Origin of the sequence: Lentzea sp. NPDC058436, from assembly GCF_042721515.1 — a bacterium.
GTDB lineage: Bacteria > Actinomycetota > Actinomycetes > Mycobacteriales > Pseudonocardiaceae > Lentzea.
The window spans coordinates 47949-74656 of record NZ_JBHXLF010000025.1 but is presented as its reverse complement, the minus strand read 5'-3'; the positions used below and the strand labels follow the sequence as shown (position 1 = coordinate 74656).

Annotated in this window: 31 protein-coding genes; 10 read left to right on the top strand and 21 right to left on the bottom strand. The window is 69.4% G+C overall.

Annotated elements, in window-relative coordinates:
- Positions 1 to 59 precede the first annotated feature (59 nt).
- Both ACFWN2_RS41300 and ACFWN2_RS41295 read left to right on the top strand, forming a co-directional pair.
- Positions 60 to 185, top strand: a complete 126-nt coding sequence (locus ACFWN2_RS41300) for a hypothetical protein (protein WP_382436066.1) — start codon at positions 60 to 62, stop codon at positions 183 to 185.
- A gap of 73 nt (positions 186 to 258) precedes the next feature.
- Positions 259 to 483, top strand: a complete 225-nt coding sequence (locus ACFWN2_RS41295) for a hypothetical protein (RefSeq protein WP_093593770.1) — start codon at positions 259 to 261, stop codon at positions 481 to 483.
- Here the strand turns inward: ACFWN2_RS41295 and ACFWN2_RS41290 are convergent.
- Complete coding sequence (locus ACFWN2_RS41290; RefSeq protein WP_382436065.1) at positions 480 to 935, bottom strand: GNAT family N-acetyltransferase; 456 nt, start codon at positions 933 to 935, stop codon at positions 480 to 482. The two genes, ACFWN2_RS41295 and ACFWN2_RS41290, sit on opposite strands and share 4 nt — an antisense overlap.
- A gap of 17 nt (positions 936 to 952) precedes the next feature.
- On the opposite strand from ACFWN2_RS41290, the gene ACFWN2_RS41285 reads away from it, so the two are divergent.
- Positions 953 to 1369, top strand: a complete 417-nt coding sequence (locus ACFWN2_RS41285) for an SWIM zinc finger domain-containing protein (RefSeq protein WP_382436064.1) — start codon at positions 953 to 955, stop codon at positions 1367 to 1369.
- On the opposite strand, the gene ACFWN2_RS41280 is transcribed toward ACFWN2_RS41285, so the two are convergent.
- The 6 genes from ACFWN2_RS41280 to ACFWN2_RS41255 are packed head-to-tail and all read right to left on the bottom strand — an operon-like array spanning position 1358 to position 6291.
- Positions 1358 to 1864, bottom strand: a complete 507-nt coding sequence (locus ACFWN2_RS41280) for a hypothetical protein (protein ID WP_382436062.1) — start codon at positions 1862 to 1864, stop codon at positions 1358 to 1360. The two genes, ACFWN2_RS41285 and ACFWN2_RS41280, sit on opposite strands and share 12 nt — an antisense overlap.
- Positions 1865 to 1924: 60 nt before the next feature.
- Positions 1925 to 2428, bottom strand: coding sequence for a GNAT family N-acetyltransferase (locus ACFWN2_RS41275; RefSeq protein ID WP_382436061.1), 504 nt, complete (start codon positions 2426 to 2428; stop codon positions 1925 to 1927).
- On the bottom strand, positions 2421 to 4529 hold the full coding sequence (ligA, locus tag ACFWN2_RS41270; protein WP_382436060.1) for an NAD-dependent DNA ligase LigA: 2109 nt from the start codon (positions 4527 to 4529) through the stop codon (positions 2421 to 2423). Before ligA ends, ACFWN2_RS41275 begins: the two co-directional genes overlap by 8 nt.
- Before the next feature lie 33 nt (positions 4530 to 4562).
- Positions 4563 to 5216 carry a hypothetical protein gene (locus ACFWN2_RS41265; protein WP_382436059.1) on the bottom strand — a complete coding sequence of 218 codons (654 nt, stop codon included), beginning with the start codon at positions 5214 to 5216 and terminating at the stop codon, positions 4563 to 4565.
- A 5-nt stretch (positions 5217 to 5221) separates the two neighbouring features.
- On the bottom strand, positions 5222 to 5779 hold the full coding sequence (locus tag ACFWN2_RS41260; protein ID WP_382436058.1) for a YdeI family protein: 558 nt from the start codon (positions 5777 to 5779) through the stop codon (positions 5222 to 5224).
- Positions 5776 to 6291, bottom strand: coding sequence for a hypothetical protein (locus ACFWN2_RS41255; protein WP_382436057.1), 516 nt, complete (start codon positions 6289 to 6291; stop codon positions 5776 to 5778). The genes ACFWN2_RS41260 and ACFWN2_RS41255 overlap by 4 nt, the downstream gene beginning before the upstream one ends.
- Positions 6292 to 6356: 65 nt before the next feature.
- Here ACFWN2_RS41255 and ACFWN2_RS41250 point away from each other — a divergent pair, with 65 nt between their 5' ends.
- Complete coding sequence (locus ACFWN2_RS41250; RefSeq protein WP_382436056.1) at positions 6357 to 6836, top strand: GNAT family N-acetyltransferase; 480 nt, start codon at positions 6357 to 6359, stop codon at positions 6834 to 6836.
- Here the strand turns inward: ACFWN2_RS41250 and ACFWN2_RS41245 are convergent.
- The 3 genes from ACFWN2_RS41245 to ACFWN2_RS41235 all read right to left on the bottom strand — a co-directional run bounded on the left by ACFWN2_RS41245 (position 6823) and on the right by ACFWN2_RS41235 (position 10939).
- The gene (locus tag ACFWN2_RS41245) at positions 6823 to 7905 is read right to left on the bottom strand and encodes a hypothetical protein (protein WP_382436055.1); all 1083 of its coding nucleotides are present in this window, start codon (positions 7903 to 7905) and stop codon (positions 6823 to 6825) included. The two genes, ACFWN2_RS41250 and ACFWN2_RS41245, sit on opposite strands and share 14 nt — an antisense overlap.
- Positions 7906 to 7943: 38 nt before the next feature.
- A complete protein-coding gene (locus tag ACFWN2_RS41240; protein WP_382436054.1) occupies positions 7944 to 9797 on the bottom strand; it encodes a glycoside hydrolase family 9 protein in 1854 nt (617 codons plus the stop codon).
- 92 nt (positions 9798 to 9889) lie between these two features.
- A complete protein-coding gene (locus ACFWN2_RS41235; protein ID WP_382436052.1) occupies positions 9890 to 10939 on the bottom strand; it encodes a methionine synthase in 1050 nt (349 codons plus the stop codon).
- A gap of 140 nt (positions 10940 to 11079) precedes the next feature.
- Here ACFWN2_RS41235 and ACFWN2_RS41230 point away from each other — a divergent pair, with 140 nt between their 5' ends.
- Positions 11080 to 12408, top strand: a complete 1329-nt coding sequence (locus tag ACFWN2_RS41230) for a cellulose binding domain-containing protein (protein WP_382436051.1) — start codon at positions 11080 to 11082, stop codon at positions 12406 to 12408.
- A gap of 274 nt (positions 12409 to 12682) precedes the next feature.
- Here ACFWN2_RS41230 and ACFWN2_RS41225 read toward each other — a convergent pair whose 3' ends face one another.
- Entirely contained in the window at positions 12683 to 13888 is a 1206-nt protein-coding gene (locus ACFWN2_RS41225; protein WP_382436050.1) for an RNA-guided endonuclease InsQ/TnpB family protein, read from the bottom strand.
- 34 nt (positions 13889 to 13922) lie between these two features.
- Here ACFWN2_RS41225 and paaI point away from each other — a divergent pair, with 34 nt between their 5' ends.
- Positions 13923 to 14309: a hydroxyphenylacetyl-CoA thioesterase PaaI gene (paaI, locus tag ACFWN2_RS41220; protein WP_382436049.1), complete on the top strand. Its 387-nt coding sequence runs from the start codon at positions 13923 to 13925 to the stop codon at positions 14307 to 14309.
- Here paaI and ACFWN2_RS41215 read toward each other — a convergent pair.
- Both ACFWN2_RS41215 and ACFWN2_RS41210 read right to left on the bottom strand, forming a co-directional pair.
- Positions 14248 to 14646, bottom strand: coding sequence for a hypothetical protein (locus ACFWN2_RS41215; protein ID WP_382436048.1), 399 nt, complete (start codon positions 14644 to 14646; stop codon positions 14248 to 14250). The two genes, paaI and ACFWN2_RS41215, sit on opposite strands and share 62 nt — an antisense overlap.
- Before the next feature lie 38 nt (positions 14647 to 14684).
- Entirely contained in the window at positions 14685 to 15827 is a 1143-nt protein-coding gene (locus tag ACFWN2_RS41210) for a hypothetical protein (protein ID WP_382436047.1), read from the bottom strand.
- A 36-nt stretch (positions 15828 to 15863) separates the two neighbouring features.
- Here ACFWN2_RS41210 and ACFWN2_RS41205 point away from each other — a divergent pair, with 36 nt between their 5' ends.
- Both ACFWN2_RS41205 and ACFWN2_RS41200 read left to right on the top strand, forming a co-directional pair.
- Positions 15864 to 16367: a DUF6584 family protein gene (locus ACFWN2_RS41205; RefSeq protein ID WP_382436046.1), complete on the top strand. Its 504-nt coding sequence runs from the start codon at positions 15864 to 15866 to the stop codon at positions 16365 to 16367.
- Positions 16364 to 17215, top strand: a complete 852-nt coding sequence (locus ACFWN2_RS41200) for a pyridoxal-phosphate dependent enzyme (protein WP_382436044.1) — start codon at positions 16364 to 16366, stop codon at positions 17213 to 17215. Before ACFWN2_RS41205 ends, ACFWN2_RS41200 begins: the two co-directional genes overlap by 4 nt.
- 213 nt (positions 17216 to 17428) lie before the next feature.
- Here the strand turns inward: ACFWN2_RS41200 and mnmA are convergent, their stop codons facing one another.
- From mnmA to ACFWN2_RS41165, 7 genes are all read right to left on the bottom strand, one after another.
- Complete coding sequence (mnmA, locus tag ACFWN2_RS41195; RefSeq protein ID WP_382436043.1) at positions 17429 to 18511, bottom strand: tRNA 2-thiouridine(34) synthase MnmA; 1083 nt, start codon at positions 18509 to 18511, stop codon at positions 17429 to 17431.
- Positions 18508 to 19677 (bottom strand): cysteine desulfurase family protein, encoded by a 1170-nt coding sequence (locus ACFWN2_RS41190; protein ID WP_382436042.1) that lies wholly within the window; start codon positions 19675 to 19677, stop codon positions 18508 to 18510. Before ACFWN2_RS41190 ends, mnmA begins: the two co-directional genes overlap by 4 nt.
- Positions 19677 to 21020: an MFS transporter gene (locus tag ACFWN2_RS41185; RefSeq protein ID WP_382436041.1), complete on the bottom strand. Its 1344-nt coding sequence runs from the start codon at positions 21018 to 21020 to the stop codon at positions 19677 to 19679. The genes ACFWN2_RS41190 and ACFWN2_RS41185 overlap by 1 nt, the downstream gene beginning before the upstream one ends.
- Positions 20977 to 21849: a lysophospholipid acyltransferase family protein gene (locus ACFWN2_RS41180; protein WP_382436040.1), complete on the bottom strand. Its 873-nt coding sequence runs from the start codon at positions 21847 to 21849 to the stop codon at positions 20977 to 20979. Before ACFWN2_RS41180 ends, ACFWN2_RS41185 begins: the two co-directional genes overlap by 44 nt.
- Positions 21846 to 22619 carry a GNAT family N-acetyltransferase gene (locus ACFWN2_RS41175; protein WP_382436039.1) on the bottom strand — a complete coding sequence of 258 codons (774 nt, stop codon included), beginning with the start codon at positions 22617 to 22619 and terminating at the stop codon, positions 21846 to 21848. The genes ACFWN2_RS41180 and ACFWN2_RS41175 overlap by 4 nt, the downstream gene beginning before the upstream one ends.
- 183 nt (positions 22620 to 22802) lie before the next feature.
- Complete coding sequence (locus ACFWN2_RS41170; RefSeq protein ID WP_382436038.1) at positions 22803 to 23756, bottom strand: electron transfer flavoprotein subunit alpha/FixB family protein; 954 nt, start codon at positions 23754 to 23756, stop codon at positions 22803 to 22805.
- 13 nt (positions 23757 to 23769) lie between these two features.
- On the bottom strand, positions 23770 to 24552 hold the full coding sequence (locus tag ACFWN2_RS41165) for an electron transfer flavoprotein subunit beta/FixA family protein (RefSeq protein ID WP_382436037.1): 783 nt from the start codon (positions 24550 to 24552) through the stop codon (positions 23770 to 23772).
- Between the two features lie 215 nt (positions 24553 to 24767).
- Between ACFWN2_RS41165 and ACFWN2_RS41160 the strand changes: the two genes are divergently transcribed.
- Together ACFWN2_RS41160 and ACFWN2_RS41155 are read left to right on the top strand one after the other, a co-directional pair.
- Positions 24768 to 25610 carry a DegV family protein gene (locus tag ACFWN2_RS41160; protein WP_382436036.1) on the top strand — a complete coding sequence of 281 codons (843 nt, stop codon included), beginning with the start codon at positions 24768 to 24770 and terminating at the stop codon, positions 25608 to 25610.
- Positions 25611 to 25674: 64 nt separating this feature from the next.
- A complete protein-coding gene (locus tag ACFWN2_RS41155; RefSeq protein ID WP_170176162.1) occupies positions 25675 to 25824 on the top strand; it encodes a hypothetical protein in 150 nt (49 codons plus the stop codon).
- Here ACFWN2_RS41155 and ACFWN2_RS41150 read toward each other — a convergent pair.
- Entirely contained in the window at positions 25821 to 26627 is an 807-nt protein-coding gene (locus ACFWN2_RS41150) for an isocitrate lyase/phosphoenolpyruvate mutase family protein (protein WP_382436034.1), read from the bottom strand. The two genes, ACFWN2_RS41155 and ACFWN2_RS41150, sit on opposite strands and share 4 nt — an antisense overlap.
- Positions 26628 to 26708: the final 81 nt, after the last annotated feature.

Genomic DNA, 26708 nt, shown 5'->3' with positions numbered 1-26708 from the left:
CCTCATACGGTCCCACACAATCCTCGGCGTGGCGTTGCTCCAAGGGTTACGTTGGGGACATGCGACTGGCCCTGGTGCTCGCCCAAGCCGACGACCTGGCGATCGGCGACCTGGCGCTGGGGGTGGCCGGGTTGCTCGCGCTGGTGACGGTGGTCGTGGTCGCGATCAAGCGCCGCAGGCCCTGACTCGCCCAGCGGGATTCCGGTTCTGACCCCAGAATCTGCCGTGATCGCCCCACTTCCCGGAGGTATGAAGATCATGGCCATCACCGTGAACCTCGACATGCTCCTCGACAAGGCTTACGAGAACCTCCCGCTCACCGAGATCCTGGACGCCCCGGTCGACGCGCTGCAGGGCGTGAGCCCCGGCGACGCGGAGAAGCTGAAGGCCGCGTTCAACATCAAGACGGTGCGCGACCTGGGCACCAACAAGTACTTCCGCGCCGCCGTGACGTTGCTCGACCTGGAGGCGACCGCCCGTTAGAGCACGATGCGGTAGTGGACGAACGGCGTCCTCTCCGCCACCTGGTCGTAGAGCCGGCGGGCCGTTTGGTTCGACTCGCCGGTGTGCCAGTAGACGCGGGCGCAGTGCTGCTGTTCCGCCCAGTTCGTGACCGCCTCGATGAGCGCGCGGCCTGTTCCCCGGCCGCGCGCCTCGGCGGCTGTGAAGAGATCCTGCAGGTAGCAGACGTCCGGGCCGGACGTGCTGGGGTGCTTGAAGAAGTGCGTGATGCCGACCACGCCGGTCTCGTCGCGGGCGCACAGGGCGTGCAGGGAGTCGCCCTTCTGGAACGCCTGCCACTTCTCGTCGTAGGTCTCGGCGGGCAGCGTGCGTCCGTAGAAGGTGTTGTAGCCCTCGAACAGGTGCTGCCACCTGGGGCGGTCCGCGGGTTCGAGCGGGCCGATCGCGATCATGTTGATCCTCTCTGCGGTCACCCGGTTGGATGACCCCCGTGTCGACGACCCTCACCACCGAGCTGCTGCTGCACCGCGCGGGCACCAAGTCGTACTGGCGCGGGCTGACCTATCGCGAGGCCGTGCTGTCCCTGCGGGTGCACAGCCGTCACGTGGCCGCGCGGGTGCGGGGTGGTGACGAGGACGCCTACGCGGTGGAGCTGTCGTGGTCGGGGACTCTGCTGGTGGGGTCGTGCAGCTGCCCGCACGGGTCCGAGGGGTTCTTCTGCAAGCACTGCGTGGCGGTCGGGCTGGTGCTGCTGGACCGCGGTGAGACGGTGCCGCCGCCGGACGCCGAGGACGTCGAGCTCAAGGACGTGCTGAGATCGCTGCCGCCCGAGGTGCTGCGCGACCTGCTGTACGAGCAGGCGGCGGGTGACCTCAAGCTGCGGGCGCGGATCATCTCAGCACTCTGAGGGCCGCTGGGTCTCCGGCAGCAGCGCGCAGTGCTTGTAGTGCCCGAGTGCGACGTCGGTGAGCACCCAGCCCTTGCCGTCGCGGGCGAAGGTGAGCAAGTGCGACAGGCCGTAGGCGGTGTGCGGCACCGGGCTCGGCTCGGCGAAGTGCAGCTCGGTGTGCTCGTGCACCCTGGCCACGACGGTCCGGCCTGTCTGGTCGGCGTGGAACCGTTCGGCGCGGGTCCTGACCACCGCCGTCCGGTAGCGCGTCACGGCCGACGCCCTCGCCGCGCCGAGCGCCGCCTCGTGGCCGGCCAGCCTCGTGGCCAGTGCCGGTGCGGCCGGCACGCCGAAGCCGGAGACCTGCGGTTCGTCCGTCACCTTGGCCGCCCGCCGTTGCAGGTACGTGTGGGCCAGCTCGGCGATCTGGCTCCGGTCGTCGTCCGGCAGGTGCGCCGGGGCGGCCGAGGCACCCGCCAGCAGGGCCGGTACGAGCAGGACGACCGGTCTCATCGGCGAACCCCCATCCGCGGCAACGTGCCCTGTGGACGCGCGGCCGCGGACGCGGGTTGCTCACAGCGGTATGCCGTAGGCGTACGCGACGAGCTGGAAGCCGGGCAACGGCGACCAGTCGCGGTCCGGCAGGCGCGTGAACCCCAGCCGTTCGTAGAGCCGGTGCGCGGCCAGCATCTTCTCCGACGACGACAGGACGACGTGGGTCGCGCCGGCCTCGCGGGCCTTGTCGATCACCGCTCGCACCAGGGTCTCGCCGACGCCACGGCCACGTGCCGCCGCCGTGACCGCCAGCATGCGGAACTCCAGCTCGCCCGGCCGGGAGATCTCCGCGTAGGGCGTGCCGGGGCGCACCACCGTCACCGAGCCCAGGACCGTTCCCGACTCGTCGTCCTGGGCGACGATCAGTTCGGCGTCGCGGAAGCGGGAGGCCGCGTCGGCGAGGATGGACGCGTAGTCGTCGTGGGCGCCCACGAAGCCGTCCGCCGTGTACGCCTCGACCGTGACGGCGCCGACCGCTTCCAGGTCGGCCTCCGTCGCCGGGCGGATGATCAGATCAGCCATCTGTGCCTTCCTCGGTGGGCAGGGCGACCTCCGCCGCCGCGTCAGGGCCCTGCTCCAGCAGGACGCGGAAGCCCGCCTCGTCGAGGACGGGGACCTTCAGCGAGACGGCCTTGTCGTACTTCGATCCTGGCGAGTCGCCGACCACGACGAAAGCCGTTTTCTTGGACACCGAACCGGCCGCCTTGCCGCCGCGGGCGAGGATCGACTCCTTGGCCGAGTCGCGCGAGTACTCCGTCAGCGAGCCGGTGACGACGATGGACAGGCCTTCGAGGTTGCGCACGATGGACGCGTCGCGCTCGTCCTCCATCCGCACGCCCGCGGCCCGCCAGCGCTCCACGACGCCTTGGCGCCACTCCGTTTCACGCCACTCGACCACGGCGGTGGCGATGGTCTGCCCCACGCCCTCCGCGCCGGCCAGTGCCTCCTCGGGAGCGTCGAGGATCGCGTCCATCGAGCCGAACTGCTGCGCCAGCGCGCGGGCCGCGGTCGGGCCGACGTGCCGGATGGACAGCGCGACCAGCACCCTCCACAGAGGACGTTCCTTCGCCTCCGCCAGGTTGTCGATCAGCTTCAGCGCGTTCGCCGACAGCTCGCCCTTCATCGTCATGAAGCGCTCGACCTGCCGCAACGCCTCCGCGTCGAGGTCGAACAGGTCGGCCTCGTTCTTGTAGACCGTGGACTCGGTGATCGCGGCCGCCGCCTCGTAGCCGAGCACCTCGATGTCGAGCGCTTTGCGGGAGGCCAGGTACGCCAGGCGTTCGCGCAGCTGACCGGGGCACGTCTCCGCGTTGGGGCAGCGGATGTCGACGTCACCCTCCTTCATGGGCCGCAGCACCGAGTTGCACTCGGGGCAGCGCGTCGGCATCTCGAACTCGCGCGCGTCGGCTGGCCGCGCGGCCAGCACCGGGCCGAGCACCTCGGGGATCACGTCGCCCGCCTTGCGGATGACGATCCTGTCGCCGATCAGCACGCCCTTGCGCTTGACCTCGGACCCGTTGTGCAGCGTGGCCCGCGCGACCGTGGACCCGGCCACCTTCACCGGTTCCATCAGCGCGAACGGCGTCACGCGGCCCGTGCGGCCGACCTGCACCTGGATGTCCAGCAGCGTGGTGGTGGCCTCCTCCGGCGGGTACTTGTAGGCGATGGCCCACCGCGGCGCGCGGGACGTGGTGCCCAGGCGCCGTTGCAGCGCCACCTCGTCGACCTTGATCACCAGGCCGTCGATCTCGTGCACCGCGTCGTGCCGGTGCTCGCCCCAGTACTCGACCTTCTCGCGCACGGCGGCCGGGTCGGTGAGCACCTCGGTGTGCGGCGACGTCGGCAGGCCCCACGCCTTCAGCGCCTCGTAGGCGAGCGACTGGCTGGCGGCGTCAAAGCCCTGCGTCTTGCCGATGCCGTGGCAGATCATCCGCAGCTTGCGCGACGCCGTGACCTTCGGGTCCTTCTGCCGCAGCGAGCCCGCGGCCGTGTTGCGCGGGTTCGCGAACGGCGGCTTGCCCTGCTCGACCAGCGAGGCGTTCAGGGCCAGGAAGTCGTCCACCGCGAAGAACACTTCGCCGCGCACCTCGACCAGGTCCGGCACCGGGAACTCGTCGGAACCCTTCAGCACCACCGGGACGTCCGCGATCGTGCGGACGTTCAGCGTCACGTCCTCGCCCGTGCGGCCGTCGCCGCGGGTCAGCGCCCTCGTCAGCCGGCCCTTCTCGTAGAGAAGGTTGATCGCGAGGCCGTCGATCTTCAGCTCGCACAGGAAGTGTGTGCCCTCGCCGATCTCCTTGGCGACGCGTTCGAACCAGCCCGTCAGCTCGTCCTGCGCGAAGACGTTGTCGAGGCTGAGCATGCGCTCCAGGTGGTCGACCGCCTTGAACTCGGTCGAGAACGTGCCGCCGACGAGCTGCGTCGGCGACTCGGGCGTCGCGAGACCGGGGTGGTCGGCCTCCAGCGCTTCGAGGCTGTTGAGCAAGGCGTCGAACTCACCATCGGTGACGATCGGATCGTCCAGCACGTAGTAGCGGAACTGGTGCGAGCGCACCTCTTCCGCGAGCACGGCATGCCGCTCGCGCACCTCTGCCGGAACGTCTTCAAGGCTCTCGCTGGTCACGTCCCACAGCTTAGTGACCAGGTCCGACAGTTTTCAGCGCTCGGCCTGCCCCGCGAGTTCGCGCACCAGACTCCTCAGCTCCAGCAGGCTGATCGTGCCCTGCGGCTCCAGCTCCGCGGTCTCCACGCGCCGCAGCCGCTCCCCCGCCAGCCGCTCGCCGAGAGTGACGTCCAGCGGCAGGAACGTCATCGTCTGCCGCTGCTGGTCGCTCAGGTCGGTGAGCGCCGGGTGGTAGACCGCGACGTCCACGACGTCACCGTCCACCTGCGCCACCACGCGGTAGTCACCGAGCCGCATCCTGACCTTCCCGAGGTTCACGATCACCTCGGTCGGGTCCGGCACGGGCGGCACCGAGTCGTGGAACTCCCACACCATGTCCGACGGCGGCGCGTCGTTGATCCACGCGTCCGTGTACGGGCGCAGCCTCGGGTCCTCCTGGCCGGTGATCACCAACGCGTACATGGCCAGGTGGCCCTGTTCGAGAGAGAACATCAGGTCCGGGTGCAACGCGCTCACGAGGTCTTTCAGGTCGTCCTCGACCCGGTGCGGCTCGCCGTCGCCGAGCGCCGCGCTGACCACCGGCACCAGCTCGAACCACCGCTCCCAGAACCTCTGGGCGGCTTCCTCGGCGTTCGGCAGGTGGGCGGGGACGACTTCTTCTGCTTTGCGGCGGCGGAACCACTTCATGATGCTCAAGAGTAGAGCTTTCGGCCCTCCGCCAGCATTTGAACGAACTGGGCGATGCGCTTCTGCCGCGTCTCCTGCCTCTTCGCGTCGTGGATGCGCAGCAGCACGGCATACCGGTTCTGGCTGTTGAGGGTCTTGAAGAACTCGGCGGCCGCGGGATTGGCGTTCAGGGCCTCGATCAGGTCGTCCGGCACCTCGATCGTCGCCGGGCCCGCGTAGGCCGCGTCCCAGCGTCCGTCCGCCTTGGCCTTCTCGATCTCTTTCAGCCCCGCCGGCAGCATCTTGCCCGCGGCGATCAGTTCCTCGACCTTGCCGCAGTTGCGCTTGGACCACTTGCTGCGCGCCTTGCGCGGCGTCCAGCGCTGCGAGTAGTAGGTCTCGTCCACGGACCGCACGAGCCCGTCGATCCACCCGTGGCACAAGGCGACGTCGAGCGCCTCGTCGTAGGTGATGGTCCTGAGCCCCGAGCCCTTCTTGGCGTACTTGATCCACAGCTCGGTCTCTTGAGCGCCGTTCTCGTGCAGCCACGCGTCGAACTCCGCGGGACCCTCGAAGACGATCAACGCACCCTCCTCAGGCAGAGCGTCATGTCCTCATAGGGAACACCGAGTTCGGCCTCTTCGGGGCAACTTCGCGCCGCGAGGTCCACGACCTGCACGTTCACCCGTGGCGCCGCGCAGTCGAACTTGGACACCACGGACCGCTGAAGGTCGTCGGTGTCGAACTCGAAGCAGTCGCCCCTGGCGGCGTTCGGCATCAGGCACAACGCGGCGTCGTGCCTGGTGTCGCGCAGCACCTTGTAGTCACCGCGCGGGCATTCGGCGCTGGTCTCGGCGAGGACCGCGCCCACCTTCAGCGCGGCCTTCCTCCCGCCGCAGTCGACGACGGTCAGGCCCTGGTCGTTCTCGCCGGGGCCGGTGAACCCGACGCAGTCACCCTTTCTGACCTTCGAGTAGTCGGTGACGAACGCCTGTGTCGCCTGTGCGGGTTCGTCTTCTTCGGTAGACAACCACCACACGGCGAGATAAGCCACCACGGCAAGCACGCAGACCATCAAGGTCCGTCTCACGACCACGTCGCGGAGTATGGCGGCGAAAACTGAGTGGCGCGCGGCGACGCGTTTGGCCACAGTGCGGGGTCATGCTGATCCGGCGGGAGACGCCCGCAGACATCGATGCCATCCGCGACGTCACCAACCTGGCCTTCGAGGACGGCCCGGAGGCTCCGCTGATCGACTGGCTGCGGGAGGACGAGGGCTGGATCCCGGAGTTGTCGCTGGTGGAGGACAACGTGCTCGGCCACGTCGTGTGCACGCGCGGGTACGTCGGCTCCACGCCCGCGCTGGGGCTCGGCCCGATCGCGGTGCACCCGTCGCACCAGCGGGCGGGCATCGGATCGGCGTTGATGCACACCGTGCTGGGCGCGGCCGAGGCCCGTGGTGAGCGTGCGGTGATCCTGTTGGGTTCGCCGGCCTACTACTCGCGCTTCGGCTTCCGGCTCGCGTCGGAGTTCGGCATCACGCCGCCGGACCCGTCGTGGACCTCGGCGTTCCAGGCGCGGCTGTTCGGGGACGTGGCTCCCGGCGCGTTCCGGTACGCGGAGCCGTTCAACCGACTTTGAGCACCTTGCCTTCGGCCGTGCGCGCGTAGACCGCGCCATCGGGTTCCGCGGACACCGTGTCGATGAAGCGGGCCTCGCTCAACGGTTCCCAGGTGGTGGTGAGGCGGTGCGGGCGGCCGTTGATCAGCGCGTGGACGGCGACCGTCCCGTCTGGACGGAGGACCGCCTCGGGCGAGGCGTCTAGGCCTGCGGCGAGTTCGCGCCAGGTGCCGGCGGCGCTCGCCATGAGCTTGTCGCCTGAGCGGACGTAGAGGGCCACGGAGCCGTCGGGGTGGGCGATGGCGGACGGTTTGCCGGTGGCGAAGGCGGGCGGGCTGAGCGGCTGCCAGCCCTGACCGAGCACGTTCACACTGCCGTCGGCGAGCACGGCGTACACCTCGACCGTCCCATCAGGACGCACCACCGCCTCGGGGTCACCGCCCACCCCCGACGCCACCACCCGCCAGGCACCGTCGACGACCACCCTGACCTCACCCCGAGCCGTCCGCGCGTACACGAGCAGCCCGGCCACCGAAGGCCGTCCGACGAAGTCCCCGGACGTGCTCAGCCGCCGCCCGCCGGACCACACGTCGCCGTCCTCCACCACGTGCACGACCCCGCCCACGACCTCGGGCCCGCCCTGCCAGGCCTGCCGCAGCATCGACTCCGCCCGGCCGAGCGCCTGGTCGTACCGCTCCGGGCAACAGGACCGCTGCACAGCGTCAGCGAGCAGCCCCGGTGACAGATCAGGCCGATCCACCCGGACCGCGTACTCGAAGAACCGCCGCGCCGCGTACGACACGTCCATGATCTGCTCGGGCGTGCCCCACCCCATCGACGGGCGCTGCTGGAACACGCCGAGGGAGTCGCGGTCGCCGCAGGCGAGGTTGTTCATGTGCGACTCGACCCAGCCCGCCTCGAAGCCCGCGAGCATCACCTTGTCGCTCACGCGCAGAGAAAGACCAACGGCGTGCACGGCGCGGATGACGTCCGCGTCGTGCACGCCGGGAACACGGCATTTCACGTCCAGAGGCAACGCATGTGCCGTACCCGACATGAGCAGCACGAAGACCAGCGCGAGCCTGAGCACAAGTCCGAATTGGACACCCCGGCCCGCGCCGGCGCCACTCAGGAGTTCGCGATCAGCGAGAAGCCGAGCACGCCCGTCGCCGTGAAGTCGATGGCCGGTTCGGAGCTCGGCCACGAGCGCAGGTCGTCGGCGAACACGGACTTCGCCGAGTTGAACTCCAGCGTGTACGGCTTGGTGCAGTCGACGGAACCCGGCGGCATCTCGCCGAGGTCGCCGAACAGGGAGGCGTCGTTCGGGCCGTTGATCACGGCGCCCACCAGCACCTTCGAGCCGCCGTTCGGAGAACCGGAGAGGTTCGCGGCCTGGTGGTGCGGGCACTCGGGGAACTTCGTGCCGACGCCGACGATCAGCGAGGTGCCCCAGGCGTTGGTGCCGAGGGCGAAGCCGCGCTGCTGCGTGCCGAAGGTCGCGTACTCCTTCGAACCGGTCAGCTTCTGGTAGAGCGCGGCGGTGGTGATGTAGCCGAACGTGCGCGAGCCGACGTCCCAGGTCTCGACGTTGGCGGCCGTGCGGAACGGCGAGGTCCGCGCCGCGTCGGCACCCTTGCGGAGCTGCCGCTGGATGTCGCCCACGACCTGCTTCTCGGTCACCTCGGCGCCGGGGATGCCCTTCTTGAGCAACGGGGCGAGGTCGGCGTGGCCCAGGGCGGAGATGTTGTAGACGTTCAACGTGTCGGGGTCGCCCGTGGCCAGGAACTCCTTGGCCCAGTGGGTCGCAGCGCGCGCGAACTGGCCGTAACGCTTGTCGTTCAACGCCTTCGCGGCCAGCGCGAGCTGGGTGGCGCCGAACTCCATGTCGTCGGTCCAGGACTCCTCGGGGTAGTACGCGTGCGGGAACGCCGTCACGAGCTCACCGACGTCCGTGGTCTTGGCCAGGGCGAAGAGCTGCGCGGCCTTGTCCAGGTACGAACGCGCGACCCGCGGGTTCTTGCGCGACTCGATCTGCGCGGCCAGCGCGAACGACCCGGCCACGCGGCCGACGAGGTTCGGGCTGATCTTGTCGCCGGCGACGTTCGCGCGGAACACCGGACGGTGCTTGATGTAGTACTCGCTGTCGCCCGGCTTCACGTTCAGCTTGTCGTCGGCCTCGGGCAGGCGCCACACGTCGTGGTCGCCGACGAAGCCGAACTCCTCGGAGCCGGTGCCGATGCCGACCTGCGCGTAGAGCGTGCCGGTCTTCTCGTCCCACGCCTTGTCGAGCCACTTGAGCCCGAACTTGGCCTCTTCGTACAGGGCGTCGTCGTGCTTGTTGCGCAACGCCAGCAGCATCGACGCGGTCGAGTACGACGAGGCGTGCGTGAACTTCACGAAGTCACCCGCGTCGAACCAGCCGCCTTCGAGGTCGACCTTCGCGCCCGTCGGCTTCAGCGGCGCCGCGATCTGGTCGCCGCCCTCGCCCGCGAACACCGGCGCCTCGTAGACCAGCGCTTCGCGGTCGGTGAGGTGCGCGGGCTTGCGGTTCAGCCTGCCGGGGATGACGTCGGCGCCGTCGCGCTGCGCCTGGAAGAACTCGACGGTGTTGTGCGCGACCGGCGCGAACAGCTTCTTCAGCGAGTCGACCTTGAACGCCGGCGAGGTCGTGGTGCCGACCTTGATCCGGTAGGTGCCCGACTTCTTGAGCTGGGAGAAGTCGATCGGGTGCACCGCCGGGTACTTGTCGCTCCACGAGCCGGTCGACGCGCCCGTCCTCCCGGTCAGCACGGTGCGGCCGCGGCTGTCCACCACGGAGAACTTCGTGTTCGCGGCGCCCCCGAGCACGTAGGCGTGCTTCTGCTCGGAGGTGCCGAAACCGACCTGGTCGAGCCTGATCTGGCCGCTGGGCGCGGCGTGTGCGGGCGCCACGACCACACCTGTGAGCACTGCGGCGACGAGGGCCGCACGTCTGATGCGCATGAGAGGAACTCCCGGTCCAGGCCTCGGCGTTCGGCCTTCGGTTAAGAAAGTTTCCTAATAGTTCGCAGCAGACTAGCCGCACAAACCGGACATCACCAGCCCTCGGGCGGCTCCGAGAACGCCGAGGACAGGTCACGGGTCAGCGAGAGCGCCCGTTTGACCCAAGTGGACGATGCGCCCGCTAGACCGCACGTCGGAGTGGGCAGCGCCTTCTCCGCGAGGATCGACCGGGGGAACCCGAGGCGGTCGACCAGGGTGAACGCCCGCTGCCCGACGTCCTTCAGCTTCACCGGGGTGCCGGGGTCGAGACTCGGCACCAGCCCGAGAGCGAGCGTCGTGCCCGCCTCCCACGTCTCGCCGATCTCGTCGAGCGCCTCTGCCCCCTTGATCAACGTGGCGTCGAACGCGATGGCGTTCGCGCCCGCCTCACGCAGCAGAGTCAACGGCGGGTGCGGCGCACAGCAGTGCACCATCACCTCGTGGTCCTTCAACGCCTCGATGACCGTCGCAAGGACCGCACGGGCGTCAGGTCCGGGCACAGCGGGCACGGTGCCGAGCTTCGACGGCGTCGGCAGCAGGCCCTGCAGCACGGCGGGCAGCCCCGGTTCGTCGAGCTGCACGACGACCTTCGCCTTGGTGCGCTTGGCGACCTCGGTCGCGTGCTGCCGCAGTCCCTCGGCGAGCGACTCGGCGAACTCCTTCACCGCGCCGGGGTCCGTGAGCACCCGATGGCCACGCATCAGCTCGATGTTGGACATGAGCGTCCACGGCCCGACGGCCTGCACCTTGACCGTCTCCGGCCGCGCGCCCGCTCGTTCCAACGCCTCGTCGAACGCGTCCAGGTCGCCGCGCAGCAGGTCGACGGCACGGCGGTGGTCACGGCCGGGGCGCGGGTTCACGCGGTAGCCGGAGGTGATGACCTCGATCGCGAGGTCGACGAGCAGGCCGGCGGTGCGGCCGATCATGTCCGCGCCGACTCCCCGCGCAGGCAGCTCCGGGACGTGCGGCAGCTCAGGCAGTTCTCCGACGACGACGCGCGCCGCCTCGTCGATGTCGGTTCCGGGCAGCGATCCGATTCCAGTTGCTCCACGCACCCACCGAATTGTTCCACTGTCCGGCGGACAGAAGAGGTCTAGACCCATTGACGCTATGGTCTAGGCCACTTACCGTGATTGAGCAGGCGCTGAACGTACGGGCGCCTCCCTGTACGTGGTGCAGGACCGCGACGCGCCCCGCGGTCCTGCACCACTCCCTTCCTCCCCTGCCGGAAGGACCACACCCGATGTCTCGCTTCGCCGTACTCGCGGCCGGGGCCGCCACCGCACTGGTGGCCGGACTCGTCGCGATCGCTCCCTCCGCCTCGGCCGCAGGCGAATCCGCCGCGTTCAGCCAGGACTCGAACTGGGGCTCCGGCTACCAGGGCAAGTTCACGATCAGCGCAGGCTCGACCGCGCTGACCGGCTGGAAGCTGGAGTTCGACCTCGCCGGCGCGACGCTCGGCTCGTTCTGGGACGCCACCGCGACCAGCAGCGGCAACCACCACACGTTCACCAACCGCGAGTACAACGGCAACCTCGGCGCGGGCGCGTCGACGAGCTTCGGCTTCCTGGTGAGCGGCTCGGCCCTGCCCACGAACTGCAAGCTCAACGGCGTCCCGTGCGGCGGTGGCGGCGGCACCACGACCACCACCACGACGACTGGCGGCCCGACCACCACCACGGGGTCTGATGTGCCGCCCACGCCAGGTAGCGCGCGCGTCGCCCCGTACGTCGACATCACGATGCCGACGCCGTCACTGATGGACGTGGCCAACGCGACCGGCCAGAAGCACTTCACGCTCGCGTTCGCCCTCGGCTCGTCCGCCGGCTGCGACCCCGCGTGGGGCGGCACGGTCCCGTTGAACGACAGCCGCATCGTGAACGACACCAAGGCGTTGAAGGCGGCGGGCGGCAGCGTCATCGTCGCGACCGGCGGCGCCATGGGCCCGTACCTGGAGCACGTCTGCTCGACCGCCGACGCGCTGTACAACGCCTACGTGAAGGTGCTCGACGCCGTCGGCTCGAACAGCATCGACGTGGACGTGGAAGCCACCATCCCGCAGGCGATCGTGAACACGGCGCTGAAGCGCCTCCAGGACACCCGCGGCACGACCGTCAGCTACACGATGCGCATCCAGGGCCAGGACTACGGCATGGACCCGTACTCGGTCGACGTGCTCAAGGACGCGGCCGCCAAGGGCGTCACCGTCCTCGTGAACCCGATGCTGATGAACTTCGGCTACACGGGCAACTGGGGCGACGCGATGGTCAACGCCGCGAACGCCACCCTCGGCCAGATGCGGGCCATCTGGCCGTCGAAGTCCGACGCGCAGTTGAAGGCTTTGCTGGGCCTCACGCCGATGATCGGACGCAACGACACGGGCCCGACGACCACGCAGGACGACGCGCGCAAGGTGCTCGACTACGCCAAGGCTAACCACGTGGGCCGCGTCGCGTTCTGGTCCGCCGGTCGCGACAAGGGCTGTCCCGGCGGCGGGGTTTCGCCCACGTGCAGTGGAATCTCGCAGGCCACTTGGGAGTTCACGAACCTGTTCAAGACCTACACGGGCTGATCCACCCTGCAGAGCGAAGGCCGTTGCGGGAACTTCCGTCCCCGCAACGGCCTTCCTCATGCCGTCAAGACGCTCAGCAGGAGCTGCAGCATCCGCAGCCCGGACCCGTGCAACCGCCACAGCAAGAACAACCACCCATGGTGCCCACCTCCGATGTTGAGCGATCAAGCCTTTCGGACAGTAAGGCCGCTCGAACGCTGCGTGACACCACCGCCAGGGTGATTAGGCTGCCACGATTGGCTTGTCCTCCGCCCGAGGACGGAGCTCACCTGGCTCACGCCAGGCAATTCCTGCTTCCTGTCCCACAAGCGGGAGTTCGCGACAGTTGCCTCGACGGCTCGCGCCGGCTCGGTCTGACACCGTCTCCACAGGCTGCGACCGCCAGCCCGGCGGCCAGGATGTTCTTCGCCGCGTTCACGTCTCGGTCGTGCACCGCGCCGCATGGACAGGTCCACGTCCGCACGCTCAACGGCAAGTCCCCGACCAGCTGCCCGCATGTCGAGCAGGTCTTGGAAGACGGGAACCACCGATCGATCGTGATCACCTCGCGGCCGTACCACGCAGCCTTGTACGTGAGCATGCGACGTAGCTCGGACCATGAGGCATCAGAGATCGCAGCCGCCAGCGAACGACTGCGCAGCATGCCGCGCACGTTCAGATCCTCGATCACGATCGCTTGGTTTTCGCGAACGAGCCGAGTGCTCAGTTTGTGCAGCAAGTCGCGCCGCTGGTCGGCGATGCGCACAGCCAGCCGCGCCACCTTGCGGCGGGCTCTCCGCCGATTGGCCGATCCCTTCTGCTTCGCGACGAGAGCACGCTGCGCCTTTGCCAATCGCTGCTGGAGCTTCTTCTCATGCCGAGGATTGGCGATCTTCTCCCCTGTGGAGAGGGTCACCAGTGCACTCAGTCCGACGTCAACCCCCACAGCGGAGGTGACAGGCGGGTAGCGATCCACACCGGTCTCGACCAGAATCGACACGAACCAGCGTCCAGCGCTGTCGCGGCTCACAGTGACGGTAGAGGGTTCGGAGCCCTCCGGCAGTGGCCGAGACCAGACGATCGCCAGCGGTTCGACCATCTTGGCCAGCGAAAGCCGGCCATCACGCCAGCGGAACGCCGATCTCGTGTACTCCGCTGACGCACGAGATCTCTTGCGCGACTTGAATCGCGGATGACGTGCTCGTTTGGCGAAGAAGTTTCCGAAAGCGCTGTTCAAATGCCGCAGCACCTGTTGCAACGGCACGCTGGACACGTCACGGAGGAACCCCAGTTCCTCCGTCTTCTTCCACTCCGTGAGCATGGCCGACGTGTCGTTGTAGGTGATCCGCCGCCGTTCGCAGTTCCACGCGGTGGAGCGAGCAGCCAACGCCATGTTGTAGACCAGACGCACACAGCCGAAGGTGCGCGACAACTCCGCCGCTTGCCCCTCGGTCGGGTAGAAGCGGTACTTGAACGCCCGCTTCACCTCCGTCTTGACCACAGCCCGCATTGTCGCAAAACCCCTGGAGTGACGAATGAATGGTCCTGCGGACATGCTGGCCGCCGACAAGGCCTCGTCCGGCCTCGGCATAGCGCTGATCGAGGTGCGCGACGGCTACGCGCGGCTGCGGATGACGGTCACCGAGAACATGATCAACGGCCACGGCATCGCGCACGGCGGCTTCGTGTTCCTGCTCGCCGACTCCGCGTTCGCCTACGCCTGCAACAGCGCCGGGTCCGTCACCGTCGCCGCCTCCGCCGACATCGACTTCGTCCTGCCCGCGCACGAGGGTGACGAGTTGGTGGCGGAGGCGGTGGAACGGACCCGGTTCGGCCGCAGCGGGATCTACGACGTCACGGTCAGGCGAGGGACTGAGATCGTGGCCGAGTTCCGCGGTCGCTCGCGGACGCTGCGCTCCTGAGGCCGATGAACTGCAGCACCGCGAAGCCGAGCACCGCGAGCCCCTGGGCGAGCACGAGTGCGACGCCGGCGTCGGTCAGCGGGAACCAGTCCATCGTCGCGGTGAGAACGCTGTCGAGCGCCCACACGCCGTTTCCGATGATGACGAGGAGAACGATTCGGCGGTCGGGAACGGCGCGGGTTCCCAGGAAGAACACGCCCACGCCGTAAACGACGCAGAACGAGCCGAGTCCGATCTGCCATCCCACCGGCATTCCTACTTCCGGGCGGATCAGCAGGGGCAGCAGGCCGAGGGCGAACGAAGCGACACCGTCGAGTTTCAAGGCGAATTTCAACATGGCCCGACGATCGCCCTCCCGACGCTGCCAAAGCCACGTCAAGCGCTGCCAACTCCTGCCATCAGGTCCGCCGCGACCAGGCGCGCGGCGGCGTTCTGCCAGTTGTGGAGGGTGCGCTCGGGCACCTGTGTCACGAACCACTGCAGTGCGCGGCGGTCTTCGGCGTCGAGGTCCTCGCGTTTGGTCCGGACCGAATACGGGCGGATTCCCTTGACGTAGTAGAAGTAGACGGCGTTGTAGTAACGCCATTCGTCGCTCGTGCCGAAATCGCCTTCCAACGGCTTCAGCCGTTGAATGCTCGCGAGCAGCATGCTCTTCAACTGCGCGGCCCGGTCCAAAGGCGGGCCTTCGTCGGTCAGGGCGATCAACGGGCTCGCGACGAGTTTCCCGAGATCGCCGTACTGGCTCAGCGCCTTGCGGGTCAGGCGGGCGAACTCGGCCTCGTCCTCGGTGACGAGCGGGCGCCTCTTGGGCAACGAGTCGGCGGCCTCGCGCAGTTCGGCTCGTTCGGCCGCGACGGCGGGCACGGCGAGACGGTCGGCCACGGACGCGAGGGGGTTCGCGAGCACCTGGACCGCGATCGCCGCCGCGACCGTCGTGAAGGCGAGCAGGTCGGGGCCGCCGAAGAAGACCACCTGCGAACCGAACAGCACCGCGGTGAAGGCGGAGATCACCAGCGACCGCAGCATGTCCGCGCGGATCGCCTCGCCCTCCTCGACGGCGTCCGTGACGGCGACCAGCACCCCGAACACGACGAGGTCGAAGCCGATCATCGGCAGCGTCACCACGTCCGGCAGGAGTTGCAGCAGGAAGGCGGCAGCCGAGAGGCCGAACATCACCCCTACGAGTGAAAAGTAAGCACGTTTCCTTATGGCCAGAGCCACGGATACGACCAAAGGGAGCAGCACGATCCACGGGAACCAGAACGACGCGGCGAAGAACACCACCGCCCCGCCGGTCCACCACCTGATCAACTCGGGCCTCGCGAGCAACAGGATCGCGCCCGTCCAGGCGAGCGCCGGCACCCCTACCACCACGGGATGTGGCACGACGACCGCCACCGAATAGCCGATCAGTCCCGCACCCGCCCACCACAGCAGCGGCTTGCGGGGATCGCGGGCGAGCAGGTAGAGCCCCAGCCACCAGGCGAGGCCGGAGACCAGCAGTGATAGGCCGAACACGGGTCAAAGCTAGCCCTACCTGCAAAACTGTTTCCCATGCCGGTAGAGCTGACGCTCCACAAAGCGGCCGAGGAGTTGCGACGAGGCGACCTCGCCAGCGTGCTTCGCGCACGTCAGCGCGTCGCCGGACTCGTGGGCACCTACCCGCGGCGGCTCGACCTCCGCGAACGCCTGGCCGAGGTCTACCGGGTGCTCGGCCAGCCGGCCCAGGCGGGCCGCTGGACCTATCTCTCCGACGAGCGCGACCCCGAGGAGCTCCAGGCGTTCGAACACGCTTACCGGCGCGCTGACGCCCGTCTGGTCGCGCTCTCATGGCAGGGCCGCATCGACGAGGCACCGACCGAGACCGCGCGCACGCGCCTCACGTCGTTGCACCAGGACGCCCAGCTGGAGCTGCAGCGCGAGCTCGACGCGACGCCGGACCAGGAGACGTCCTGGGGCGCCTGCCTGATCGTCATGGTCGGCGGCACGTTCGTCCTGGTGTGTTTCATCCTGGGCATCGTGACTCTCGTGCAGTTCTTGTGGAAGCTGGTCTCATGAGAACGCTGTCGCAGTACGTCCGCCGCACCCCGATCATGCGCGTCACGGTCGACGGGCGCCCGCTCGTGCTCAAGCTCGAGCACCTCCAGCTCACCGGGTCGTTCAAGCTGCGCGGCGCCGTCAACACCCTGCTGTCCCTGAACGTCTCCGAGGTCGTCACCGCGTCGGGCGGCAACCACGGCATCGCCGTCGCGCAGGCCGCCCAGCTCCTCGGCGCGCACGCCACCGTGTTCGTCCCGGTGACCGCGCCCGAGACCAAGACGAGGCGCATCGAGGCGTTGGGCGCCAAGCTGATCCGCCACGGCGCCAACTACTCCGAGGCCGCCGCGGCCGCCCGTGAGCTCGACCTGCCCTACATCGAGGCGTACAACGCGCTCACGGTCATCGAGGGCCAGTCCACGGTGACCCAGGAGATCGTCGAGGACGCCCCGGACGTGGACACGATCTTCGTCGCGGCCGGCGGCGGCGGACTGGTCTCCGGTGCCGCGCTGGCGTCCGGCGGACGCCACATCATCGCCGTGGAGCCGGAGAACTGCTGCGCGGTGCACAACGCTTTGGAGGCAGGCGAACCCGTCGACTCCGTGGTGGACTCGGTGGCGGCGGACGGTCTGGGCGCCACCCGCGCGGGCTCGTTGGCGCTGGAAATCCTTCAGCAGCACAAGGTTTCTTCACTGCTGGTGCCGGACGCGGAGATCCTCTCGGCACGCGACCGCCTGTGGGAGGAGTTCCGGATCGCCGTCGAACCGGCAGGCGCGACGGCGTTCGCGGCGTTCCTCAGGGGCGGCGTGACGACTGAGCTGCCCTGCGTGCTCCTGTGCGGAGCGAACTCGGAGTGGCGTCCCAGCTAGTCCGCCGGAACCGGCGCGCACCCAGCCTGCGCAACGGTGACACCACCCAGACCGGCATGTCGTCGCGACGGGCCTGCCCGCTCAGCTTCCGCCGGTCCGCTGGACTGACGAAGCACCGAAACGCGGTGCGAGCCCGCGCGGCGAGGTCGAACTCCGTGTCAATGAACGTCACGCGGCGAACGCTAGATCCGCTTTCCCGGCGCTACAACCGAATTAGCGGGTCGCGTCGATGGTTGCGCTGGCCAGGACGATGTCGCCCGCCGCGTCCTCGCGGTAGATCGCCACGGCCTGGCCGGGCGCCACGCCCTTCAGCGGCTCCCGCAACTGGACCCGCAGCACGCCGTCGACCAGTTCGGCGACGGCGGGCGCGGTGCCGCCGTGCGCGCGCACCTGGGCGACGCACTCCACGGGCCCGTCGAGCTCGACGTGCGCGACCGGTGCCGACGCCGAGATCTCCGTCACCGCGAGCTTCTCGACCGCGCCGACCCGCACGTTGCCGGACACCGGCTCCAGCGCCAGCACGTACCGCGGGCGGCCGTCTGCGGCGGGACCGTCGAGACCGAGGCCCTTGCGCTGCCCCACGGTGAACTCGTGCACGCCCGCGTGCCGGCCCAGCACCGCGCCGGTCGCGTCGTCGATCAGCAGACCCGGCTTGGTCTCCATGCGGCCCGCCAGGAACTTCTGCGTGTCGCCGTCCGGGATGAAGCAGATGTCGTGGCTGTCCGGCTTCTTCGCGACCGACAGGCCGCGCGACGCCGCCTCGACGCGGACCTCGTCCTTCGTCGTGTCACCGAGGGGGAACATCGCGTGCGAGAGCTGCTCCTCGGTCAGAGAGGCCAGCACGTACGACTGGTCCTTGCCGAGGTCGGCGGAGCGGCGCAGCTCGGGACGGCCGCCGACCATCTCCAGCCGCGCGTAGTGGCCGGTGCAGACGGCGTCGAAGCCGAGCGCGATCGCCTTGTCCAGCAACGCCTCGAACTTGATCCGCTCGTTGCAGCGCAGGCACGGGTTCGGCGTGCGGCCGGCCGCGTACTCCGCGACGAAGTCCTCCACGACCTCTTCGGTGAAGCGCTCGGCGAAGTCCCAGACGTAGAACGGGATGCCCATCAGGTCGGCGGCACGACGGGCGTCGTGCGCGTCCTCGATCGTGCAGCAGCCGCGTGCGCCCGTGCGCAACGTGCCGGGCTTCGCCGACAACGCCAGGTGCACGCCCGTCACGTCGTGCCCCGCTTCGACGGCCCGTGCCGCCGCCACCGCGGAATCGACACCGCCGCTCATCGCCGCGAGGACCTTCACTGCTTGACCACCTTCCGGGAACGCCTCATGCCTGCCAGTCCTGCCGTACGCGCGCGCTCGACCACCGGGCCAATGACCGCCGCGAGTTTTTCAACGTCCGCGTGCGTCGACGTATGCCCGAGGGAGAACCTCAGAGATCCGCGCGCCAACGCCGGTTCGACGTCCATCGCCAGCAGGACGTGCGAAGGCTGCGCGACGCCGGCCGTGCACGCGGAGCCCGTCGAGCACTCGACGCCCTGCGCGTCGAGGAGCATCAGCAGGCTGTCGCCCTCGCAGCCGGGGAACGTCAGGTGCGCGTTGCCGGGCAGGCGATCGACCGGGTCGCCGTTGAGGACCACGTCCGGCACGACGGTGCGCACCGACGCGATGAGCTCGTCCCGCAACGCCGCGATCTCCACGGCCCGGGAGGCCTGTTCGTCCACCGAGATCCGCACCGCGCGGGCCAGGCCGACGATCGACGGCACGTCCAGGGTGCCGGACCGCACGTCGCGCTCCTGGCCGCCGCCGTGCATCAACGGCGTGCACTTCACGTCGCGCGCGAGCAGCAGCACGCCCACGCCGTACGGGCCGCCGACCTTGTGGCCGGTCATGGTCAGCGCGGAGGCGCCGGACGCGGCGAAGTCGACCGGGATCGCGCCCACGGCCTGCACGGCGTCCGTGTGGAACGGCACGCCGCGCTCGGCGCACACGCGGGCGATGTCGTGCACGGGGTTGATGGTGCCGACCTCGTTGTTCGCCCACATCGTGGTGACGAGCGCGACGTCGTCGTCCAGTGCCTCGGCGACCGACTCCGCCGACACCCGCCCGAAGCCGTCGGTGGGCAGCCAGGTGACCTCGGCGCCCTGGTGCTCCAGCCACTCGACGGCGTCGAGCACGGCGTGGTGCTCCACGGCGGAGGCGAGCACGCGACGACGGCCGCGGGCCCAGTACATGCCCTTGACCGCGAGGTTGTCGCTCTCCGTGCCGCCGCCGGTGAACAGCACCTCGGACGGCCGGGCGCCCAGGGCGTCGGCGATGTTCTCGCGGGCCTCCTCGACGGCGCGGCGCGCCCGCCTGCCGGAGGTGTGCAGCGACGAGGCGTTGCCCGTGGTGGACAACGCCTCGGTCATGGCCGCGACCGCCTCGGGGTGCATGGGGGTCGTGGCCGCGTGGTCGAGATAAGCCATCAGGGCTCAAGGGTAGCCCGCATGCGGGGCCCGGTCAGAATCGCTCCCACCACCGCCAACGCCGCCATCGACAGGTTGAGCACCACCACGCCCGCGGTGGGCGCCGTCGCCAGGACGAGCACACCGCCGAGTCCGATCATGGTCGCGGAGAAGAGCATGTCCGAGATCTGCAGCGCGGCGGAGTTGAAACCCCGGTCGGCCTCGGGTGATGCGGCCATCATCAGCACGCCGACGCTGGACGTCGCCATGCCCATGCCCGCGCCCGCCACGGCCCACAGGACCGGTGTGAGGAAGGCGGGACCCCACGTGGGTGCGATGAGCGTCACGGCCGCGACACCGCCGGCCACGAACAGGAACCCGGTGCGCACGAGCGTGTGGCGTTCGATCTCGGGGTGCCGCGACGCCCACATCGACGCGCCCGCCCAGCCCAGCGCGCTCAGCGTGAGCGGAATGCCCGCTTCGAGCGGCGAGTAGCCGTGCACGACGCTCAACGTCAGCGGGATGAAGCCCTCGACCGCGAAGAACGTGCCCGCGAGCAGGCCGCGCGCCAGGATCGTGACGGGAAGGCCGCGCCGGGCGAGGAGCGTGCCCTTGGGCAGCAGAATCCGCAGTGCGGGAGCGATCAGCAGCAACGCCACCGCGATCAGCCACCACGTGCGGTGCTGCAGCCCCCAGCTCAGACCTGCCACGCCCAGCCCCACGGCCACCGCGGCGAGCGGCAGGTACTTCCTCGTCGGCGGGGTCTCGGCGTGCGGGGGGACCTTCCTGAGCACCGGCACGAGCAGCACGATGCCGAGAAGCACCAGCGGGATGATCGCGAGGAACACCCACCGCCAGCTCAGGTGCTCGGTCGCCCAGCCCGCGACCGCCGGCCCCACCAGCGACGGGATCACCCAGGCCGCGGACAGCGCGCCGAACACGGCCGGCCGGCTGTCCTCGGGGTAGGCGACCGCGATCAGCACGTACACGGCGACGATCAGGAAGCCCACGCCGAAGCCCTGCAGCACCCGGCCTGCGAGCAGCACCGCCATGTTCTCGGCGACGCCCGCGACCACGAGCCCGGCGAGGAACAGCACCACGCCGATCAGGATCGACGGCTTGGGGCCCCTGCGGTCCGAGAGCCGTCCGGAGAAGACCGTGGCCATGACGCTCGCCGCGAGGTTCGCGAGGAACGGCCACGCGTACAGCGCCTCGCCTCGCAGCTCGCGGACCATCGTGGGCATCGCCGTGCCGACGCCCATCGCCTCGAAGGCGAAGAGCGTGACCAGCAGGAGGATCCCCGTCGTGGGCCAGCGGCGTTCAGGCGACCAGAGGCGTGATGGTGCGGGCTCGGTGAGTGTCACCTGTAGATGGTGCAATCTCCAGTTCGGTCGAGGTCAAGCGGTTTGATTGCTCTTCGGCAAGTTTCGCCAGTTCGCGCCGGGTTCCGGCGCGTCCGGGAGCGATCTCGTCCAGCACGTGGACCTCGACGACCAGATCGCGGACCTTGAGCACGCGGCGGATCGAGTCGACCAGCGTGTCGGTGCCGATGAACGCCGGCTGCGTCGTCAGGTGGTCGCCGATCCGGTAGCGCAGCACGATCGGCCGCACCGGCACACCGGCGTCGAGCGCGGCCTGGAACAGCGCCGGCTTGTAGTGCCCGGACGCGAGTCCGCACCACGTCGTTCCCTCGGCGTGGATGCCGACGGCGCTGCCGTTGCGCAGCGTGGTGGCCAGCTCGTCGACCGTCCTGGGCAGTTCGCGGAGCTTCTCGCGGTCGAGGTAGACGGTGCCCGCGGCCGTGATGATCGGCCCGAGCACCGGCCAGCTCTTGATGTCCTTCTTCGCCACGAGCTTGATCGGCTGCACCGAGTCGATCGCGAGCTCGTCGAGCCACGACACGTGGTTGCTCGCGACGAGCACACCGCGTTTCGGCACCGCCTGGAACCTCCTGGCGCCGTGCACCTCCAGCCTCACCCCGAACGCCCGGAGCACGGCGTGGAACCACAGGCGCACAACGCTTTCGCGCTGCCTGCTGGGCAGGAGCAGCGCGAGGGCGATCCACGCGCCGCAGAGGATCGCGGTCACCGCCGTGACCGCCCGCCAGGTCTGGCGGAACCTGCCGACCTCGTCCGGTGCGCTGCCGACGCACCCGTCACCACAGGGCGACGCGGGCATCCAGGCGTGACTCATGGTGTCTCCCCCAGGAAGAACTTCAGGTAGCGCTGATCCATGTGGTCCATGCCGAGCAGGATGAAGAGGTCGGCGACGCCGAAGTCCGCGTCGAGCGCGGGCCGTCCGCAGATCTTGGCGCCGAGCCGCAGGTAGCCCTTGAGCAGCGGCGGCAGCACGGTCTTCTCCGGCCGCGCGACCGCGTCGACGTCCCACGGGTTGTGCGGCGTGACGCGGTACTGCTCGGGCGCGTAGTGCTTGGCGTGCACCGTGTCCCAGACACCGGCCGCGAGGCTGCCACCGTCGTGCAACGGGATCGACGCGCACCCGACGAGCCACTTGTGGCCGCTCAGCAGCATGTAGCGCGCGATGCCGGCCCACACGAGGCTGACGACGGCACCGTTGCGGTGGTCGGGGTGCACGCACGAGCGGCCGGTCTCGACCGTCGAGGAGCGGATCGGGTCGAGGTTGCCGAGGTCGAACTCGCCGTCGCCGTACAGCCTTCCGGCCTCCCTGGCGCGCTCGGGAGGCAGCATCCGGTAGCCGCCGACGATCTCGCCGTTGCGGTCGTCGCGCACCACGAGGTGGTCGCAGTACTGGTCGAACTCGTCGACGTCGTGGCCGGGCACGCCGGTGTGCAGCGTCGCCCCCATCTCACCGGCGAACACCTCGTAGCGCAGTCTCTGCGCGGCGACGACTTCTTCGCTGTCACGGGCGACGAGGAGGGAGTAGCGGGGTGCGTCCGCGTCCTGCTGGACGGGGGTGCTGACAAGCAGTTCCGGCTGCGTCATGCGAACCAGGGTGAAGCCGGGTCGGCTAATCGCAGCAGGTCAGAACGATGACCGGTCAGTGGCAGGTGGGTTAACCCCTGGTTGTCCGCGCCACGACCTGGGTGATTTGCGCGCTTTCCGTTCCCGGACAAGACGAACGGCCGCCCCACCGCGGTGGAACGGCCTTCCGTCGAGCGGGAGTGCTCAGCCCTTGCGCTTCTTGACGTCCTCGGTCAGCTGCGGCGCGACGTTGAACAGGTCGCCCACCACACCGAAGTCGGCGATCTCGAAGATCGGGGCCTCGGGGTCCTTGTTGACCGCGACGATCGTCTTCGAGGTCTGCATGCCCGCGCGGTGCTGGATGGCACCGGAGATGCCCAGCGCCACGTACAGCTGCGGCGAGACCGTCTTACCGGTCTGGCCCACCTGGAACTGGTGCGGGTAGTAGCCGGAGTCGACGGCGGCGCGCGAGGCACCGACGGCGGCACCGAGCGAGTCGGCGAGCTCCTCGACGACGGAGAACTTCTCGGCGGAACCGACGCCGCGGCCACCGGAGACGACGACCGAGGCCTCGGTCAGCTCCGGGCGGTCGCCACCGACGACGGTCTCGCGCGAGGTGACGCGGGCGGACTTGGCGGCGTCCACGGAGACGGAGACCGACTCGTCGAGGACGGCGTCCGCGGCGGACTCCTCGGCCTCCACGCCGCCGGGGCGGACGGTGATGACCGGGGTGCCCTTGCTGACCTTCGCCTTGACGACGAACGCGCCACCGAAGATGGACTGCACGCCGGTGCCGTCGGCCTCGACGTCGACGACGTCGACCAGCCAGCCGGAGTCGATGCGCACGGCGAGGCGGCCCGCGACCTCCTTGCCCTCGATCGTCGCGGAGACGAGCACCGCGGACGCGTTCGGGGCGAGGGCGGCGAGAGCGTCGACCTTCGGGGTGACGAGGAAGCTCGCGGCGTCGTCGGACTCGACGGCGTACACCTTGGCGGCGCCGTACCTGCCGAGCGACTCGCGGATCTTGGACGCGGTGCCGGCGGCGCCCACGACCACGGCGGACGGGGTGCCGAGGCGGCGCGCGGCCGTCAGCAGCTCGTAGCTGACCTTCTTGACCTCGCCGTCGACGTGGTCGACCAGGACCAGTACTTCAGACATGACTTCCCCTCCCTCAGATGAGCTTCTGGCCGACGAGGTACTCGGCGATCTTGGAACCGCCGTCGCCACCGTCCTCGACGCGCTGACCCGCGCTGCGCGGCGGCTTCGGCGAAGCCTCCTGCACCTGGGTGTACGCGCCGGACAGGCCGACCTCGGAGGCGTCGATGCCCAGGTCCGCCACGGTGAGCGTGGAGACGGGCTTCTTCTTCGCGGCCATGATGCCCTTGAAGGACGGGTAACGCGGCTCGTTGATCTTCTCGGTCACGGAGACCACGGCCGGGAGCGAGGCTTCGAGGAACGCGACGCCCTCGTCGGTCTCGCGCTCGCCCTTGATCGTGGTGCCCTCGACGGTGACCTTGCGCAGCTGGGTGACCTGCGGCAGGCCGAGCAGCTCGGCGAGGATGGCCGGGACAGCGCCCGCGCGGCCGTCGGTCGCCTCGTTGCCCGCGATGACCAGGTCGACGTTCTCGACCGTGCCGATCGCCTTCGCGAGGACCTTCGCCGTCGCCAGGACGTCCGAACCGTGCAGAGCCTCGTCGCTCACGTGGATCGCCTTGTCCGCACCCATCGACAACGCCTTGCGAATGGCGTCGGTGGCGCGGTCCGGACCCATCGCGATCACGGTGACCTCACCGCCGTGGGCCTCCTGCAGCTGCAGGGCCTCTTCGACGGCGCGCTCGTTGATCTCGTCGAGCACGGCATCCGCGGACTCGCGGTCAAGGGTGTGGTCGGCGTCGGTGAGCTTGCGCTCGGACCAGGTGTCAGGCACCTGCTTGACCAGGACAACAATGTTCATAGGTCCTCTTCGACCTCCTGCGGACGGGCGGCGACGCTTGCGCGGAGGACTTCAGAACCGCGCCGCCGGGTGTTCAGAACCCTGCCATCACCCGGATGTTACCCGCCAGTAGCACGCCTGCAAACAGCAGCAAGCACCCCGCTAGCGTGACAGTTATCACCGGTTAACGCCACCATTTGAGATGTAACCCATTCGGGGGTCTAGGCTGCGCTGACATGTACCGGCGAGTAGCTATTGTCACCGACTCCACGGCCTGTCTCCCGGCGCAGCTGACCGATCGACTCGGAATCGAAGTGGTGCAGATCCAGGTGCGGATCGGCGACCACACCGACGACGAGTCCCGCATCCCCGTTCCCGACCTGGTCTCGGCCATGCGTTCGAACGTGCCGGTCTCGACGATCCCACCCGATCCGGGCGCGTTCTTCTGGACGTACAACGAACTGGCCGCGCAGGGCGTTCGCTCGATCGTGTCCGTGCACGTGTCGAGCCGCCAGTCCGCGACGGTCGAGGCCGCCCGCGAGGCCGCCGCCAAGGTCCGCGTGCCGGTGCACGTCGTCGACACGCACACCTGCGGGATGAGCATCGGTTACGCCGTCCAGGCCGCCGCGAAGGTCGCCGAGGCTGGCGGCAGCGTCGAGAAGGTGCTCGCGACGGCCCAGCGGCGGTTCGACAGATCCACCGAGCTGATCTACGTCGACACCCTTGAGTACCTGCGCCGCGGCGGCCGCATCGGCGCCGCCGCCGCGATGGTCGGGGGCATGCTGTCGATGAAGCCGCTGCTGACCATGGCCGACGGCCAGATCACCCCGCTCGACAAGGTGATCGGCGCCGACCGCGCGCTCAACCGGATGATCGACATCGCGATCAAGCGCGCGGGCACCGACACCGTGGACGTCGCCGTCGAGCACTTCGACGCCGAGGAGAAGGCCTCGCGGCTGCTGCGGACGTTGCGGCGCAAGGTCCCCAACGTCCGCCAGTTCATGTTGACGCAGGTCAGCTCGGCCATCGGCGCCCACGTCGGGCCAGGTGCGTTGGGGATCACCGTTTCGCCGGTGTGACCGTCGGGAACTCCGGGTGCGGTTTCGTCCGTTGAAATGGACGTAACGGACACCTGGAGGACCGATGGCCGGCTTCATGGACAAGATCACCAGGTTCCTGCGCAGCCCGCAGGGCCACAAGCTGCAAGCCAAGGCTCGGCAGATGGCGCAGGACCCGCGCAAGCGCGCACAGGCCGAACAGCTGCTGCGGAAGTTCCGCGGCAAGAAGCACTAGTTCCCGAAGAGCGCGTTCAGCTCGCCGTAGCCCAGCCCGTCGCTGGTGCTGTCGTACGTGCCCTTCACCAGCAACTCCTCGGCGGCCTTCTTGGCCACCGCGTAGGCGGCCGACGCCAGCGCGGTGCCGACGCTGATCCTGGCGGCGCCCGCGGTCCCCAGCTCGTGGACCGCGGGCGCGCCCGGCCCGGCCAGCACGTTGAGCGGGGCGTCGATCGCCCTCGCCAGCTCCTCGACCGACGCCAGATCGGTCACACCCGGCACGAAGATGCCGCTGGCCCCCGCCTCCAGATAGGCCCGCGCACGGTCGATCGCCAGCTGCAGACGACCTTCGGGCTCCCCGATCCCGCGCAGGAACACGTCGGTCCGCGCGTTGATGAAGAGATCCGGCGCCGCCGCCCTGGCCGCCGCGAGCCGCTCCTGCTGGTCCCCGACCTCGCGCAGCCCGGCGCCGTGGCCGTCCTCGATGTTGACGCCGGACGCCCCCGCCTCGACGACGGCCCGCGCCGTGTCCCCGACCTGCGCCGCGTCCTCGCCGAAGCCCGACTCGATGTCCGCGCTCACCGGAACCCTGACCGCCCTGGCGATCCGGGCGATGAGACCGATGGCCAGTTCGCGGTCGAGCGCGTCACCGTCCGGGGCGCCGAGGCTCCACGCCACACCGGCACTCGTGGTGGCGACGGCCTTGGCGCCGGCCGCCTCGACGATGAGGGCGGACGCCACGTCCCAGGCGTTGGGGAGGGCGAGCGGGCCGGACTGGTGGAGGGCGTGGAAGAGCTTGGTGCGGTCAGCGACAGAAGTCATGAACGATTGATATCAGCGGGCGGCGGCGCGGTCCGGCGGATTCCGGACAGGAACCGACGACTTTCCGACATGGCACCGGAT